Here is a 16,406-nt window from a genome sequence, read left to right on the forward strand (position 1 = left end):
GGAGAGCATCGAGTCCCCGTCACGGCTCCGTTCACAGGACCGTCGCGACCCCCTCCTCGAGCGCCTCGACCTGCGCGTCCTTCTCGCGCTCGAGTTCGTCCATATCGAACCGGACCGGCTCGCTCGTGACGTCGCCGTCGATCGGCACCCGATCGAACAGGTTCGCTCGCGGGGTGTCGAAGTAGAACTGGGCCCGGTTGCCGTAGGTCAGGGCCGGGAGGCAGGCGTGGATTCGGTCCGACCGCACCACGTCCGCGTTGGCGTAGAGGAACAGGTAGTCGGTCACGAGGTCGGAGACGAAGACGTTCTCCTCTTCGAACAGCGGCGTCTCGAGGCCGACCAGTTCCCGCGCCCGTTCGCCGACCGGGAAGTGATACGGTTCGTCGAAGGGAGCGTGATCGGGCCGAATGATCGTCGATGCGCCGTCGACGTCGGGCTCTTCCCCTTTGTCGAACGTGTGGACATCGAATTCGCGGTTCGCCTCGGGCGGCCGGTCGCGGTCGCCGAGGAACAGCGAACAGTCGACGCCGTCGTACAGGTACTCGGCGAGGTCGCCGTACTCCTCGTAGGCTGTCCGATCCCGCGTGAGCAGGACCTCGATGTCGAGCGCGTCGAAGACGGCTTCGACGTATTTCCGCTCGTCCGCGTCGTACTTCTCACCGCCGCCGCCGATGACGGCGATCGGAATCTCTCGCTCCCTGAGTTGCCGGAGCGTGTCGTAGTACTTCCGGAACGTCGGTCTCGAGAGCACGCAGCCCGGCAAGACGGCCAGGTCGGCGTCGATCAGTTCGCTGACGTTCACCGTATTCCGCCGAATCCGGTGAGTCGGCGACTCGTAGTCGGACTGCCCGATCCCCGTCATCCGCGCGAGCTTCCGGGTGCCGCCCCACAGCGCCGCGGTGTCCGACGCGTGGTTGGGATAGCCGCCCGTTTCGACGATCTCCGCGCCGGGAAACGCCCGCTCGAGCATCGCTCTCGCCCCGTAGTCGATGAACCCGTTCCCGATGTTCGTCGTCCACGTCCGGAGAAGCAGGATTCGCATTGCGGTCCCCTCCACCGGAACGGGGCATAATTATGCGGGGGCTACAGCCCGCACGCGGCCGATTTGGCGTCGAATCGCCGGTTCGTATACGACGCTCTCGAGTCGAATCGCCTCGAGGAGACTGGCGTCTGAAACTGATTTTGCGAGCGTGTCGTCGGGCCGCCGGTCTTTCGGAGACAACGATGGAACAGTTCCGTTCAACGTGATTGGGGAACCGAAGCGTCCTGCTACCGTGGTAGCTAGGGGAACCACACCCTCCCCAGCCGATTCGTTCGCTCCCTCCAGTCGCTCACTCATCCCTCGCGCAGTATCGTCCGTGGCCTCACTGTCCGTTCGGCCAGCGGACAGCGCGCGCCACCGCATATCGGTTGGTCAGCCGGAACGACACAGAAGCCATTGATACCGATCGAGACACCGACTGACGGTCGAGCGGTTCGGTGCTAGCGGTCAGTCGAGGTAGCCGAGTTCGCGCAGGCGGTCGGTCGGCATGTCGATCCCCTCGTCGCCGCCGGCTGCGCTCGCTCCGGACGCCGCCGCGCGTTCCTCGACCCATCGCCGCACGTCGTACACCGACTCCGGAGCGGTCTCGGCCGTGGAACTCGCGTACGCGCGCCAGGAGTGACTCGCCGGTTTCTCGCCCACGTCGGGCGGATAGAACGCGGCGCGCATCCCGTGATCGCTGACGACGAGGAGGTCGTCGTCCTCGCCGAGGGCGGCGACGATCTCCGCGACGTACTCGCCGACGCGCTCGTAGGCGCGACCCAGCGCGTCCTCGTCGTCGGCGTAGGCGTGGCCCGCCGCGTCCAGCGTGTGGACGTGGACCCCGGCGATCGAGACCGGGTGCGCGAGCATCTCGCGAGCCCAGCCGAACTGCTGGGCGCAGAGTCCGAACAGTTCGCGCTCGAACTCGTGGCGGGGCATCCCCTCCGCGACGGCGTTCATCAGGTCCCAGGCCCGCTGGAGCGGCCGTCCGTCGTGGACGCCCGGCCAGTTGTGGACGACCGCGTCGTCGGCGTCGAACATCGACTTGCGGTCCGTCTCACCGATCCGCTCGCGGTTGCCGGTCCGCGACCGGACGAGTTTGCCGAGCGTCCCCCTGGTGGACTCGTCGAGGCGACCGGTGAACGACGACGCGAGGTCGAGCGCGGGATTCTCCCACTCGCTGGTGCCGCCGCCGGTGATCCCGTGGTCGGCCGGCTCGAGCCCGGTCGCGACGGTCGCCCAGACCTCCGGCGTGTACGGAACCGACTGCGTGTTCGCGAACGTCTCGATCTCGCCGCCGGACTCGAGGCGGACGGCGTCGAGGTCGAAGTGGTCGACCAGTCCGGCGTCGAGCGCGTCGAGCGCCAGTACGACGACCGTCATGCGTAGCCCAGATCCTCCAGATCTTCCTGCAGCGCGTCTTCCTTGACGACGTAGGCGGGATCGAACCGCTCGAGTTCGCCCTCGAGAGTGGGGTCCTCCACCCTCTCGCCGTCCGCGAGTCGATACGTTCCCGCCTCCGTCGCGATGCGGTCGGCGGTCATCGCGGCCTTTCGATCCCCGTAGGCGGCGAAGGCGGTTTCGCGCTCGAGCGTGCCGACGCCGTGTTCGGTTCCCCGCAGGATCGTCGGCACGTCGACCAGCGAGACGACCTCGCCGAGGTCGGGCGCGTTTCGCGTGCCAAAGGGGACGTTCAGGAGTTCGGACCGCATCTCGCCGGGGTGGCCCCACAGCCCGTCCTCGCCGAGCAGTTCGCCGTGATCGCCACAGAAGACGACGCGAGTGTCCTCGGGGATCGCGTTCCAGAGGGCCTCGAGAGCCGCGTCGAGTTCGGCGACCTCCCGCCGGTAGAGCTCTCTGACGAGGGCCTCGTCCCCCTCGGAGCCGCGACCGGAGAGCACGCGGCGAGTGATCCGCTGTGCCTCCGCTCGACCGACGTCCGCGCCGTCGGGATCGTAGGGATGGTGGGGTTCCATGAAGTGCAGCCAGCCGAACCACTCTTCGCGGCCGTCGATCTCGTCTCCGAACTGGTCGACGACGGCGTCCGCGGGTCTGAACGACTTGGCCGTCTCGTCGACGTAACTCCGGAGCTGTTGGTACCGGTTGTAGCCCCAGCTGGCGACTTTGTAGGGGAGCGAGCCGCGCTCGAGCACGATCGCGCCTTTGTCCTTCAGCGACTCGCCGCCGCCTTTCGGCGACGTGAACGAGTCGAACCCGGTCGCGTAGTCGTACTCCGCGGACAGCAGGTGATTCGTCGTGATCCCGACGCAATGGGCACCGAACTCGCGGGCGACGCTCGCGTTCGGCTCGAGGCCGTTGCCGGCCGGGTACTCCCCGCCGATGATCGCCGGGAAGCTGCCGGGCGTCGCGGTGCTCGTGGCGAAGGCGGCGTCGTGGGTGTCGTCCAGAAACGCTAGCGTGTTGGGCATGAACTGCAGGTGATCGGTTCTGAGCGAATCGACCGTGACCAGCAGGGTCGTCTCCGATGTGTGTTCGGTCATAGGTATCCCAGATCCTCGAGTCGCGCGCGGCTCGCCGCGTCGACCTCCTCGGCGAACGCCTCCTCCTCGTGCCCGTCGTCAGTGACCCAGTCGCCGAAGGCGGACTCGAAGAGGCCGTCCGGGACCGTCTCGTCGGGCAGTTCGACCTGCTTCGACGGCGGCCCGGAGACGTCGTACACCGCCTCGGTGCCGAGCTGGTCGCGGTAGTACTTCCGGTCGCCGCGATAGACGACCCGCTGTCCCCGGTCCCAGTACGATTCGTCCCCGCCCTCCGGGATGCCGGAGCCCGAACCGACGATCTCGGCTCGAGCGCGCTCGCGTTCGAACGCGGACGGATCGAACGGCTCCTCGCTCGCGAGCGCGCGGATCACGTCGCCGAGATCGGCGTGAGAACTGAGTCCGTTCACGTCGACGGGTGTCTCTTCGGCGACCTCGAGGGCGCGGTCGCTCGTGGGGACGACGTCGAAGGGCACGTGCAACAGCCCCTCCGAGAGACTGCTCATGTGATTCATGAGGAAGCCGTCGGATTCGTAGCCGAGGTTTTCGCCGTGGTCCGCCGTCACGAGGAGGATCGACTCGCGGTCGTCGCCGGTCTCCAGCGCAGTGACGAGGTCGGCGACGATCCGGTCGAGGTAATCGACGGTCGCGGCGTAGAGTCGGCGGACGCGCTCGACGTCCGCGGCGTAGTCACCGAGGCCGTTCGCGGCGTTCACGTCCGAATCGCGAAACGAACTCGAGTGGAACGCCGCGGAAACGCCGTGAATCGACTCGTCCAACCCGCGAAACGGGGTGTGTGGTCCGTGGGCGTCCATGAGGTTGGCGAAGGCCACCACCGGCCCGTCGGGGTCGGTGACCTCGCGCTCGAGGGCTCGAGCGATCGATCGACCGCCGAAGTCGGTCGGCTTCTCGATCGGCAGCTTCCGACTCACGTCGTCCAGTTTGAGGAGGACGCCGTTGGCGAGCGATCGCAGCGGATGGTCGTGGTCGAGGGCTTGACGGACGAAATCGGCGTAGGCCTCGACGCCGTCGGTCGATCGGTCGGAGATGTGTCGCTGGACGTCCATCCCCGCGGGAAGCCTGCGACTCGGCGAGACGGGGACCGTCCGGTCGAAGAACCGGTCGAACCCGAAGACGGGACTGGCGTAGATGTTCGACGTGACGCAAACCGAGTCGTACCCCGCTCGCGCGAGGGGCGCGATCCAGGTGTCCGCGGCATCGATCGGGTCGAAGCGGCGCTGGTGGGCGTGAACGCCCGTCTCCGAGGGGACCGAGCCGGTCACCATCCCGGCGTGGCTCGGGACGCTCCAGCCGCCGAGCGCCCGCATTCCCTCGAAGCGGACGGACGCCAGTTCCCGTAGCCGGGTCGCGTATCGATCGTAGATATCCTTTCTGACAGTGTCGAGACAGACGACGACGACGTTCGGTCGATTCGGTCGGTCGGCTCCGGTCATGTGAATCGTTCGAGTGCGGCGCTGAATCGATCGCCCTGATTCGATTCGGTCAGGTCGGTCACGAGGTTGCGCTGCTCGCTGCCGACGGATCGCCGCTCCGCCGGATCCCGCTCGAAGACGTCAAACAGCCCCTCGAGCAGGCCCGCCTCGGTCGGCGGAACGACCTGTCGAGACGGGAGTAGCTCCCGAACGCCGGTCGCGTCGGTGACCATCGTCGGCGTCCCAGAGAGGATCCCCTCGAGCGCCGCGACGGGAAACGCGTCGCCCCGGGAGGACTGAACGTAGACGCTCGCGCGGTCGAACCGGTCGGCGAAGGTGTCGAGATCGACGAAGCCGGGCGTGATCACGTGCGATCTGTCCGCGTACGCTTCCGCCTCGTGGCCCTCGCCGAGTATCACCAGCCGAACGTCGCTTTCGACTACGCTGGCGAATCGTCTGACCGCTCGAGTCAATCGATCGTAACCGTTCGCGGGTTTGGCCTCGCCCGCCGAAAGGATCGCAAACGGATCGGCGGGCGAGTTCGGGGAGAGCGACGCGAGTCGCTCGTACTTCTCGTCGGCGATCGGCGGCCGGACGTACGCGACCGGGACGTCGCCGATGTACGGTCGCGCCCAGCGGTAGACGTCGCGACCGACCGCGATCACGCCGTCCAGCAGCCGGCTCGAGAGCGGCCTGAGACCGCGCCAGAGGTGTCGCGTCGGCCGCTCGGAGAGGGTGTAAAACGTCTCGTCGGCGGCGAGATAGACGAGGGTCGTTCGCGGCCGCCGCAGTTTGTACGCGAGCGCGGTCTGGAGCGGAGCGCTCCCCTCGGCGATGATCGTCTCGTACGCCGGCAGCGTCCCCGCGGTCCGGAGCCGATCGACGGTTCGTTCGGTGTTGCCGTCCGGTTCCGGCGCTCGAGCGCCGGTCTCGAAGTGACGACGCTCGGCGCGCACGGCGTCGGCGAACACCCGGTGTGCGGGGTGTGCGTCGCTGTTCTGGTAGAGCAGACACCGGTCGCTCGTCGCGACTCGCCGCGGACGCGGCGTCTCGGTCCCCGTCCGTCCCACCGAATCACCGTCTCGACTAGCAGCGCTCGAGTCGCCGTCTCCGCCGCGAGTCGTCGTGCTCGCCGTCATCGATCCGTCGCCTCCTCGAGATCGCGGGGTTCGTCCGCGTCGTCGATCGGCTGTGATATCTCATCGGCGCGCTGCTGGCCTGCGGTTCCTCTCGATTCGGTCGGACGCTCCGGCCGCCGATCCGATTCGCGCTCCGGCGTTTCGACGTCGGCGGCCGCCGTCTCCGCGACGACCTCGCGGAGCCCCTCGGCGAATCGATCGTACTCGTATCGCCTCGCCGCCGCCCGAATCTCCGTCGAATCGAAGTCGTCGGGATCGAACCGCTGAACCGTCTCCCGAACGGAGGCAACCGTCGGCTCGAAGAGCAGTCCCGTTCGACCGCCCCGTACCTGGTACCGCGTGAACCCCTCGTTCACGCCGAGCAGGGGTTTGCCGGCCATCATGGCCTCGGCCCCGACGAGGCCGAAATCCTCCTGCTTGGGCGCGTAGACGACCGCGGTCGCTCGCGCGACGAGCGACTCGATGTCCTCGACGTAGCCCCGCACCTCGATGTTGTCGTAGTTCGACGCGAACGCCTCGAGTCGCTCGCGCTGTTCGCCGTCGCCCGCGATCACGAGCCGCTCGTCGAGCCCGGCGAAAGCTTTCGCGATCAGGTCGATCCGCTTCTCGGGGGCGAGTCGGGACCAGGTGACGAAGTAGCCGTCGTCGCCGTCGTTTCGCCAGTCGCCGGTCACCGGCGGATAGACGACCGTCGCGTCGCGGTCGTAGAACCGACGAATCCGATCGCGGACGAGTTCGCTGTTCGCGACGAAGCGATCGACGTAGTCGTTGGCCTCCTTGTCCAGCGCCCGCCACCCCTTCGCGTAGGCCTTGAGCCCCGTTTCGACGAGCGGGTACTGGAACGACGAGAGCCGGTCGCGATAGAGATCGTACAGCCACCGCGGCGGGCTGTGAGGGTAGTGGACGATCCGCTGACCGACGTCGGGAACGTAGTACTTCGAGAGCGGCGCGCTCTCGAGGATCACGTCGTACGCCGCGAGATCCGGGTGGGCGTCGGTCATGTCGAGCGCGACGTTGAGCGTCTCGAGGGGGTTCATCCCCTCGTTCTTCCACTCGAGGAAGGGCCGCCACGGCAGCGAGGAGTACTTGGCCTGCCGGAACGGGATCACGTCGACGTCGTCCGGGATGTCGGTCCCCTCGGCGACGTAGGTCGTGTAGATCGGCGCGTCGAGCACCCGAGCGGCCTCGAGGGCGAACTCCTCGCCGCCGCCGATACCGGGGAAGCGATCGTGGAGGATGGCGACGGCCGTCACTGCAACACCTCCCGGAGTTCCTCGTCGGGCGACCAGGTGCCGTCGTGGCTCGTTTCGTCCCCGTCGACTCGAGCGCGGACGAGCGAGACGCTCGCCCGAAGGAGCGAGATCTGGGTGTCGAACAGGGAGTACAACGGCTGGAGCGGTCCGAGCGCGTCGCGCGAGCCCAGCGCGGTGAACGCGAGAACGCCGGCCGGGGTCGCCAGCCCGAACGGCCCGGCGACCGCCAGCGAGCCGATCGTGGCCACGGCGATTCCGGTGGCGACCAGCCACGGGGAGACGATCATGAACCACCAGTTAAAGGGCAGGACGATGCGGCCGTATGCCCCGTGACGGCCGAGCGCGTCGCGCTGTCGCCACAGTAATCGGAGGAGTCCCATCGCGCGACGGTCCTTCTGTTCGCGGCGCTTGCTGAACTCCGAGTGAGCCGCCTCCCTGTAGTGGATGTCGGGGTCGAAGACGACCCGGTCGCCGTTGCGCCGGATCTTGAGCGCGAGTTCGGTGTCGTCGGCGATCGAGTCGTCGTCGATCGGGACGATCGCGTCGCGCTCGAACGCCGAGAACGGCCCGTGGAAGATCAGCGTCGAGTCGATGTGAGACTCGAGGATCTGGATCATCGTCTGGATGTCGCGATACCCTTGCTCGACCTCGCTGTCGCCGATGACCTCGGCGTTGCGGCCGGTCACCGCTCCCACGTCGGGATCGGCGAGGTTCGCGACCGCCGTTCGAACCGCGTCGGGTGCGAGCCGCGAGTCGCAGTCGGTCTTGACGACGACTTCGTTCGCCGCGGCGGCGTAGGCCCGATTCAGGGCGGTCGCCAGTCCCCGCCGCTCGTCCTCCCGGATGAGCGTCAGCTTCGGCTCCTGCCGGCCGGCGAAGAACGTCTCGACCAGGTCGGCCGTCCCGTCGTCGCTCGAGTCGACGACGACGAGTTCGACCGTCTCCATGGGGTAGTCGAGTTCGACCAGTTCCTCGAGTTTCGACTCGACGATGGCGGCCTCGTTGTACGTCGGCAGGACGATGCTCACCGACGGCTCTCGGGGCCACGCGTCGGCGGGCGACCCCGTCGGCCGTCGGACGTAGTACGCGCCGAGGTAGATCAGATACGGGAGGCCCGTCAGTGCGATCAGTCCGAACAGGGCCTCGAGGAGACGTTTCATGCGAGCGTACCTAAACGCTCTATATTCTACGGTAAAACCAGTCTCCTTGCATTATACAAGAAGAAATGCGTTAATTTACCACTCTTATTTATTTCATAGGATCGAGAGAATCTTCTGGCACCGTAATTCAACAGATCGGACAATCGATCGCTACGGGAAATCCGCCGTACGGTGGAGACAGGACGGACGGATCGACCGAACGCCCTCGGAGAGTGTATCGGATCGGTGGCTTTTTCCACCTCTCTCGAGATGTCCGAGTACGCGATAAACGGTCGTGAACGCCATCACAGTTCCGTTACGCATGCCACATTCGATATACTTTTACGGGGCTACGGTATAGATGCGCGTATGTCAGTGATAGCTGAGTCCGCAGTCGGGCACGACGAACTCGCCGTGCTCAAACTCCTCGCGCTCGAAGGCGGGCTCGAGGGCGACGTCAAGATCTCCTGTTCTCACCTCGCGGAGCGCCTCGACGCGTCGAATCAGACCGCTTCGCGGCGACTTCAGCGCCTCGAGAGCGCCGACTTACTCGAGCGCGACACCGTCAGCGACGGCCAGTGGGTCGCGATCACGGAGACCGGCGAGCGAACGCTCCACGCCGAGTACGAGGACTACCGTCGCATCTTCGAGACGGACTCCCAGATCGGCCTCGAGGGGACCGTCACCAGCGGGATGGGCGAGGGTCGCCACTACATTTCGCTGTCGGGCTACCAGCGCCAGTTCGAGGAGCGACTCGGCTACGAGCCCTTCCCCGGCACGCTGAACGTCGACCTCCGCGAGGACAGCGTCCGCCGGCGCAGCGCCATGGCCTCGCTCGATCCCGTCCCAATCGACGGCTGGGAGTCCGACGAGCGGACCTACGGCCCCGCCGTCTGCTATCCCGCGACGATCGAAACCGCCGACGGCGAGACCTACGAGAACGCCTACACCATCGCCCCCGAACGCACCCACCACGACGACGACCAGCTCGAGGTCATCGCCCCCGAGAAACTCCGGGAGGAACTCTCCCTCGAGGACGGCGATCACGTCACCGTCTCCGTGGGGGATCGCGAATGACGGGCCACCACGCCGGTCCGCGGTCGAACGCCGACGCCGGGGCGAACTCGAGCGTCGACCCGTCCGCGAACTCGTTCGAACGCGCCCTCGAATCGCTCCGCACCGGCGAGCCGATCCTCGTCCACGACGCGGCCGACCGCGAGGGCGAGACGGACCTGATCTACCACGCCGATAGCGTGACGCCCGAGGCCGTCGCCCGACTGCGCAACGACGCCGGCGGTCTGGTCTGCGTCGCGCTCGGCCACGATATCGCGGAGGCGTTCGACCTGCCCTTCTACTCGGACGTGATCGACCATCCCGCGACGGCCGACCACGAACTCGGCTACGACGACCGCTCGTCGTTCTCGCTGACGGTCAACCACCGAGACACCTACACCGGGATCACCGACGACGATCGATCGACGACCATCCGAGCGCTCGGCGACGCCGCCGCCGCACCCGACGAAACCGAGTTCGCCGCGGAGTTCCGAGTCCCCGGTCACGTCCACCTGCTCAAGGCCGCGCCGGGCCTGCTCGCCCAGCGCGAGGGCCACACCGAACTCGGGATCGCTCTGGCCGAGGCCGCCGATCTCTCGCCCGCCGTCGTCGTCTGCGAGATGCTCGACGACGAGACCGGCGAGGCGCTCTCGCCCGCCGACGCCCGCGCCTACGCGGACCGACACGGCTTCGCCTATCTCGAGGGTCGCGAGGTCCTCGAACGCTGTCGGTAGTCGCCGGCGCTTCGAGCCGGCGCGCACCGCCGACGATCCGAGAGAACGACGCGGAGTTGCCCGGGAGAACGGTTCCTCGAGCGGAACCGCGAATACTTAGTACACTGGCTTGCAACACTCCCGATCATGGGATTCGACGAGATGGACGTCGACACGATCTGGATGGACGGCGAGTTCGTCGACTGGGACGACGCGCAGATCCACGTTCTCACGCACGGGCTCCACTACGGGAGCGGCGTCTTCGAGGGCGCGCGCTGTTACGACACCGAAAACGGGCCGGCGCTCTTTCGCTGGGAGGAACACTTAGAGCGACTGTTCCAGTCCGCGAAACCGTACGAGATGGACATCGAGTACACGAAAGAAGAACTCACCGAGGCGACGAAAGAACTCATCAAGCGCCAGGAACTCCCCTCCTGTTACATCCGGCCGATCGCCTTCTACGGCTACAACTCGCTGGGCGTCAGCCCCAAGGACTGCCCGACACGCACCGCCGTCGCGGCGTGGCCGTGGGGTGCCTATCTCGGCGAGGACGCCCTCGAGAACGGGATCGACGTGATGATCTCCTCGTGGCGGAAACACGCCTCGAGCCAGATCCCGACGAACGCGAAGACCACCGGCCTCTACGTCAACAGCATGCTCGCGGGCGAGGAAGCGCGCCGGAACGGCTACGCGGAAGCCATCGTCCTCAACAAGGAGGGGAACGTCGCGGAGGGCCCCGGCGAGAACGTCTTCCTCGTGCGCGACGGCGAACTCTACACGCCCGGCCTCTCGGAGTCGATCCTCGACGGCATCACTCGAGATTCGGTCATTCGGATCGCGGAAGATCTGGGGTACACCGTCCACGACAACGTCTCGATCTCGCGCGGCGAACTCAACACGGCCGACGAGCTGTTCTTCACCGGCTCCGCGGCCGAAGTGACGCCCATCCGGAAAGTCGATAACGTCGTTATCGGAAACGGCTCCCGCGGCCCCGTCACCGAAGAGATTCAGCAGAAATTCTTCGAAATCGTCGAGGAAGGCTCCGAGGAGTACGACGAGTGGTTCGAGTACGTCGACGTGTAAGAAGCGCTGATTTTCGACAGCGAACGCGTCTGATCGATCTCGAGATAGCGACTTCAGGACGAAGCGAGCCAGATTCTTCTACCGGTCTATGCACGATTGCGTGCTGTGGCCGGGAGCGCGCCTCGAGCACTGCGAGAGGCGCGCGACCCGGGGAAGGGCAGGCCGTTACCCGCAGTCACCGCGAGCGAAGCCGTGCGCGGCGCTACGCGCCGCGAACAGTCGAACGGCCGAAGGCCGTGAGACGGGGTGAGCGAGCGGGCCGACGACCGACCCAGCGGGGAGGGAGGAGTACTTTTGCTCGAGCTTTTGCCGAGGGCCAGCTTTGCTGGCCCGCAGCGCAAAAGGTCGGTGCTTAATCGTCGTCGGCGCGATCGGTTCCGGCGCGGTCAGTTTCGGCGCGGTCGGTTTCGCCGCGATCGGGTCCGGCGCGGTCGGATTCGTTCGCTTTCGCGTCGTCGATGACGTCGATAGAGATGCCGGCGTCCATGCCGCGGTGGTTGGCGTCGCCGAAGCCGGCGCTCAGGACGCGAGTGAGCGCGTCCTCGACGTCCTCGTCGAGTTCGGTGATCTCGTCGGACTCGACTTCGACGACGTACCCCGTCGTGATGTTCGGCGAGGTCGGCAAGAAAAGCACCTCGCGACCGTCGTCGGTCACCTTTCCTGTCTTGAACGCCGTCATCCGAAGCCCCTCCCAGGTCTCGATCTTGACCGGTTTCTGGAGCGAATCCTGCTCGCCGAAGGCCGTCTCGGCGGCCATCTTCGAGGCGTTGTAGACGACGCGAATCACGGGCACGCGGTTCGCGATGTTGTCGACCAGCCGTTCGACCAGCCCGCCGACGGTCGTCCGCATGAGATACCCGACGGAAAACGTGAGAATGACGAAGACGGTCAGCGCGACGATCACGCGGAGGAACTGCGCGAGTTGCTCGCGCGTCTGGACCGCCTGATCGCTCGAGCCGGGAATAAGCGGCGTGAGCGCACCGGAATCGAGAATGAGACCGGGCGTCAGCCCGGCGACGAGTCCGTAGAGCCAGTAGATCGCGTAGAGCGTGACGAGGATGGGGCCGAGGACGACGAGCCCGCTCGCGAAATCCCGCTTCCACGAAGCCATGTGCTGGCTCTCACACTACTGGCTAATGAGCCCTTCCCTTTGTCGTATCCCACGCAGTCAGCGTCGGTGGTAGCGCCAGCGGCAGCGTCGGACGACGGATCAAATTTCAAGCCGTCGGCCTGCGAAGCGACGCGCATGAGCCTCGAGCAGGAGTCCACGGCTCAGGAGGCCGATCCGCTGGATCCGTTCCGACAGTTCTTCGCGCTCGAGCGGGACGTGCTCGTCCTCTCGGTGGCGATGTTCGCGTTCAGCCTCGGCTTCCAGATGACGAGCCGATACATGGCCGAGTACATGTCGGCGCTGGGCGCGTCCGTGTTCGTCGTCGGGCTGTTCGGCACGTTCGGGAACGTCATCAGCGCCGTCTACCCCTATCCGGGCGGGGCAATCTCCGATCGAATCGGCTCGCGGTACGCCCTGACCGCCTTCGGCCTGTGCTCGACGCTCGGCTTCGGGATCTGGCTCGGTGCGCCCGCGCTCGCCGGCGTCTCGATCGGCTCGACCTCCCTGGCCATCGTCGCGATCTTCGTCGGATTAGCGCTCTCGCAGGCCTGGAAGTCCTTCGGGCTCGGGGCGACGTTCGCCATCGTCAAGCAGTCGGTCCCGCCCTCGAAACTGGCCGCCGGCTTCGCGAGCACCGAGACGTTCCGCCGCACCGCCTTCCTCGTCGGCCCGCTGTTCGCCGCCGCGCTCTTCTATCCGTTCGGCTCGAGCGACGGCGAGATCGTCACCGCGTTCCAGCTCATCCTGCTCGTCGCCGTCGTCTTCGGGGTCTTCGGGACCGTCGTCCAGCACGTCCGCTATCGGTCCGCGGACGACGATTTCGGCAAGGAGTTCGAAGGAGCGTCACAGCTCGTCGCCGATCTCCGGGCGATGCCCGACGAGCTCCGACCCCTGCTCGTGGGCGATACCCTCGTCCGGTTCGCGAACGGGATGGTCTACGTCTTCTTCGTCATCGTCGTGACGCGGTTTCTCGAGGTCGGTCTCTCCGTTTCCCTGCCGGCCGTCGGCGCGGTCGATCTCTCACCGCAGTCGTACTTCGGTATCCTGCTGGGGATCGAGATGGTGGTCGCCCTGGTGACGATGATCCCGGTCGCGAAGGCCGCCGAACGCGTCGGCCTCAAACCGGTCGTCGCGCTCGGGTTCGCGGTCTACGCGATCTTCCCGATTTTGCTGATCAACTCGCCCGAAGACGCGGCCGTCCTCGCGGCCCTCTTCGCGTTCTCTGGCCTGCGGTTCGCGGGGCTGCCCGCACACAAGGCGCTGATCGTCGGTCCCGCGGAACGGGGTGCCGGCGGCCGGGTGACCGGCGCGTACTACCTCCTGCGGAACCTGATCGTCATCCCGAGCGCGGCGCTGGGCGGACTGCTGTGGGGCGGGTTCTCGAACCCGCTGACAGGGACGCAGGTGTTCGCCGGCGATCCGACGGTCGCGTTCACCCTCGCGACGGGAATCGGGCTCGTCGGCACCGCCTACTTCCTGGTGTTCGGGAAGGAGTTCGCGGCCTATCAGTAGCGACGCGGCGTCGAGAACTGCTTCCATTTCGCTACCGCCCTCGTCGTCATCTCGTCCGTTGCTCGGAGTTGCTCGAGGAGGCGACTCGGTCGATAGAGAGTATACACCGACCGTGGTAGCTGCGAGTGATGAAGACCGGTTCAGAGTTGGCAGGGTCGTCCGAGTTCTTGTTCGTACTTCGTTTTGATCTGCTCGAACAAGTCCTCACCAAATTCCGTCTGGAAGCGTGGCGCGGCTGTGGCAAAGAACTCATCCAGGTTCTCGAATTCGGCGAAGTGATCGTTCGCCTCGGCGTCGTCGTACCGATTTTGGCGCTCGTACTTGAGCGCCTGGAGACAGTTATCGATTAGGTCCATGTCTTTGACGAACTGTGCGGTCGGGGTATCACGGGCTTCGTACTCCTCCCAGAGCGACAGCAGCTCGCTGTCCTCGAAGGGTTCCACGAGGTCAGTTACTGCGCTGCGTTCAGCCGACTCTTTTTCGCACGTTGAGATGGTCTGGCGTCCGTCCTCCGCGCGGGTTGCGATATCGCCCGTGCGAGCTTCGCCGAGGTCGTGGATGAGTGCCATCGTCACTGCCTTCTGTGGGTCAGCCTCTTCTCGCTTGGCGTAGAGCAGACAAAGCGCCGCTGTCCCCCACGTGTGGGCTGCAACGGACTCAGGCGAGTCGATGTTTCGGAGTTCCCATCCCGTCCGGAGTTCGTCCTTCAGGTCGAACCACTCCAGCAGGGAGCCAAGTTCGTCGGTCATATCGGGGAGACTACGTGGTGACCGTTCAATATGCCGAATCCACTCTGTGGAGCATCTACCACTGCTTCAGTAGGTCTACACGAGAAACGTATCGAACGGCGCTTCGCAGAGAACGACGCTTGCTTAGAGAAAGAACCGATAGTAGAACGGACTGACGAACCCCTCGATAATCGCGGCGATCGCCAGCAGGATCCCGATCCCGATCAGTACCCAGAACGCCCGCTCGAGCGCGTCCGCGAGAGCCGTTCGACTCGCGCGACCCCGCCACGTCCGCCACGCGGTGACGCCGACGGACACCCCCAGCGCGCCCGCGATCAGGATCGCCGGAATCTCGAGGACGCCGTGGGGAACGACGAAAGCGGCGAGTTCCAGCGGATCGACCTCGAGGCGTGCCATGATCCCGAGGAAGACGCCGTTGAACAACAGCGACACGATCGCGGGGATCGCGAGCGCGACGCCGGCGTAAGCCGTCGTGAGCGCGACGAACCAGTTGTTGCCGAACAGGTTGGCCGCCATCGTCGGCGGGAAGATCCCCTCGAGGCGAGCCGTGATCGACGCGTCGAACGTTCCGACGTAGGGTCCGGCGGCGGCCCACCCCATCCAGAATCCGAGGAGGCCGAGGCCGAGGACGAACGCGTGCGTCCCGGGTCGCGCCCGGACGAACGACACCAGTTCGCGCCAGCCGCGGCGGAGTCCGGATCGGATCCCGTCCCGGAGCGATCGCGTCGGTGGCTCCGGCGGATTCAATCGGTCTCGATACCCACAGTAGACGGCGGATTTCAGTAGATCGAGGGCCGGCATCGCGACCAGCGCTGAGACCAGCGAACCGACGGTGACGACGTCGACGAGCGAGAACAGTCCGGTGAGGGTCGAGAGTCCGACCAGCATCCCGATCGCGACCACGTAGTAAAAGGCAGCGTTCACCGGTCGCGCGCGAACGAATCCGGCGGCGTTACGGAGCGAGCCGAATACCCCCGCATCGTCGACGACGATCGCGACCGGCGCGAAGGCGAACAGCGCACGGACGACGAGCAGGACGACGAACGCGACGAGCGCACCGAGCAAGACCACGGGGAGAGCGAGGGCCGCGGACCCCGTCGCGAGCGAGACGATGCCGCCGAACAGCGCCGTTCCGATACCGAGTACACCGAGTACCGCCACCCAGCAAACCAACTCGAGGACGAACAGGCCGAGAAACCGAAGCCAGTAGCGGCGCACGCCGTCGATCCCGGCGACGAGGCCGCGCTCGTCACGGAGCCGACCGTAACAGGCCGCGAGCTGGCCGGCGGCGACGACGGCGGACAACACCACGAACAACAGGGCGCTCGCGATGATCGTCACGACGGCGAGGACCGCGAGAGGGAGCGTCAGCAACTGGTCGACGATCGGCTCGAGGCCGTTCGCCCACGCCTCGAACGCCTCCGGATCGGCGTCGGGGCTCGGCGGTGAGTCGAGTTCGACGAGATGTGTTCGGATCGCCTCGAGCCGCCCGGTTCGCGAGAGGAAGAGATAGGCGACGCCGATCGCGAGAAACGGAACGACGCGAACGATCGCGGGGATCGCGACGCCGAGCAGGTACAGGGGAAGGAGATCCCCCGGGCGGCGACGGAGGACGGCGACGACGGCGGCGACGAAATCTGACAGAGCCATACCCGACGGTTGAACGGCGTATCAGTTAAATGAACGCTCTCGGCGGCCG

The 16,406-nt window shown here is 66.3% G+C and carries 14 protein-coding genes; 4 read left to right on the plus strand and 10 right to left on the minus strand.

The window, feature by feature from the left end; all coding sequences use genetic code 11:
* Nucleotides 1–31 precede the first annotated feature (31 nt).
* From AC0QDI_RS09385 to AC0QDI_RS09415, 7 genes are all read right to left on the minus strand, one after another.
* The gene (locus AC0QDI_RS09385) at nt 32–1,042 is read right to left on the minus strand and encodes a polysaccharide pyruvyl transferase family protein (protein ID WP_474667500.1); all 1,011 of its coding nucleotides are present in this window, start codon (nt 1,040–1,042) and stop codon (nt 32–34) included.
* Between the two features lie 447 nt (nt 1,043–1,489).
* Entirely contained in the window at nt 1,490–2,407 is a 918-nt protein-coding gene (locus AC0QDI_RS09390; protein ID WP_474667502.1) for an alkaline phosphatase family protein, read from the minus strand.
* Nucleotides 2,404–3,525, minus strand: coding sequence for a sulfatase-like hydrolase/transferase (locus AC0QDI_RS09395; RefSeq protein ID WP_474667504.1), 1,122 nt, complete (start codon nt 3,523–3,525; stop codon nt 2,404–2,406). The genes AC0QDI_RS09390 and AC0QDI_RS09395 overlap by 4 nt, the downstream gene beginning before the upstream one ends.
* A complete protein-coding gene (locus AC0QDI_RS09400) occupies nt 3,522–4,976 on the minus strand; it encodes a sulfatase-like hydrolase/transferase (protein ID WP_474667506.1) in 1,455 nt (484 codons plus the stop codon). Before AC0QDI_RS09400 ends, AC0QDI_RS09395 begins: the two co-directional genes overlap by 4 nt.
* Nucleotides 4,973–6,094, minus strand: coding sequence for a glycosyltransferase family 4 protein (locus AC0QDI_RS09405; RefSeq protein ID WP_474667508.1), 1,122 nt, complete (start codon nt 6,092–6,094; stop codon nt 4,973–4,975). Before AC0QDI_RS09405 ends, AC0QDI_RS09400 begins: the two co-directional genes overlap by 4 nt.
* Entirely contained in the window at nt 6,091–7,347 is a 1,257-nt protein-coding gene (locus AC0QDI_RS09410; protein ID WP_474667510.1) for a glycosyltransferase, read from the minus strand. The genes AC0QDI_RS09405 and AC0QDI_RS09410 overlap by 4 nt, the downstream gene beginning before the upstream one ends.
* The gene (locus AC0QDI_RS09415; RefSeq protein WP_474667511.1) at nt 7,344–8,507 is read right to left on the minus strand and encodes a glycosyltransferase; all 1,164 of its coding nucleotides are present in this window, start codon (nt 8,505–8,507) and stop codon (nt 7,344–7,346) included. The genes AC0QDI_RS09410 and AC0QDI_RS09415 overlap by 4 nt, the downstream gene beginning before the upstream one ends.
* A gap of 348 nt (nt 8,508–8,855) precedes the next feature.
* Between AC0QDI_RS09415 and AC0QDI_RS09420 the strand changes: the two genes are divergently transcribed.
* The 3 genes from AC0QDI_RS09420 (at nt 8,856) to AC0QDI_RS09430 (ending at nt 11,335) form a co-directional block, all read left to right on the plus strand.
* The gene (locus AC0QDI_RS09420) at nt 8,856–9,563 is read left to right on the plus strand and encodes a DUF120 domain-containing protein (RefSeq protein ID WP_474667513.1); all 708 of its coding nucleotides are present in this window, start codon (nt 8,856–8,858) and stop codon (nt 9,561–9,563) included.
* Entirely contained in the window at nt 9,560–10,273 is a 714-nt protein-coding gene (ribB, locus tag AC0QDI_RS09425) for a 3,4-dihydroxy-2-butanone-4-phosphate synthase (RefSeq protein WP_474667514.1), read from the plus strand. Before AC0QDI_RS09420 ends, ribB begins: the two co-directional genes overlap by 4 nt.
* A gap of 126 nt (nt 10,274–10,399) precedes the next feature.
* Nucleotides 10,400–11,335: a branched-chain amino acid transaminase gene (locus AC0QDI_RS09430; protein WP_474667516.1), complete on the plus strand. Its 936-nt coding sequence runs from the start codon at nt 10,400–10,402 to the stop codon at nt 11,333–11,335.
* 352 nt (nt 11,336–11,687) lie between these two features.
* Here the strand turns inward: AC0QDI_RS09430 and AC0QDI_RS09435 are convergent, their stop codons facing one another.
* On the minus strand, nt 11,688–12,446 hold the full coding sequence (locus AC0QDI_RS09435) for a DUF502 domain-containing protein (RefSeq protein ID WP_474667518.1): 759 nt from the start codon (nt 12,444–12,446) through the stop codon (nt 11,688–11,690).
* 135 nt (nt 12,447–12,581) lie between these two features.
* On the opposite strand from AC0QDI_RS09435, the gene AC0QDI_RS09440 reads away from it, so the two are divergent.
* Nucleotides 12,582–13,958, plus strand: a complete 1,377-nt coding sequence (locus tag AC0QDI_RS09440) for an MFS transporter (protein ID WP_474667520.1) — start codon at nt 12,582–12,584, stop codon at nt 13,956–13,958.
* 140 nt (nt 13,959–14,098) lie between these two features.
* On the opposite strand, the gene AC0QDI_RS09445 is transcribed toward AC0QDI_RS09440, so the two are convergent.
* Complete coding sequence (locus AC0QDI_RS09445; RefSeq protein ID WP_474667522.1) at nt 14,099–14,707, minus strand: HD domain-containing protein; 609 nt, start codon at nt 14,705–14,707, stop codon at nt 14,099–14,101.
* A 123-nt stretch (nt 14,708–14,830) separates the two neighbouring features.
* Entirely contained in the window at nt 14,831–16,357 is a 1,527-nt protein-coding gene (locus tag AC0QDI_RS09450) for a stage II sporulation protein M (protein WP_474667523.1), read from the minus strand.
* Between the last annotated feature and the right edge of the window lie 49 nt (nt 16,358–16,406).

The organism is Natrinema sp. LJW11, assembly GCF_056135975.1.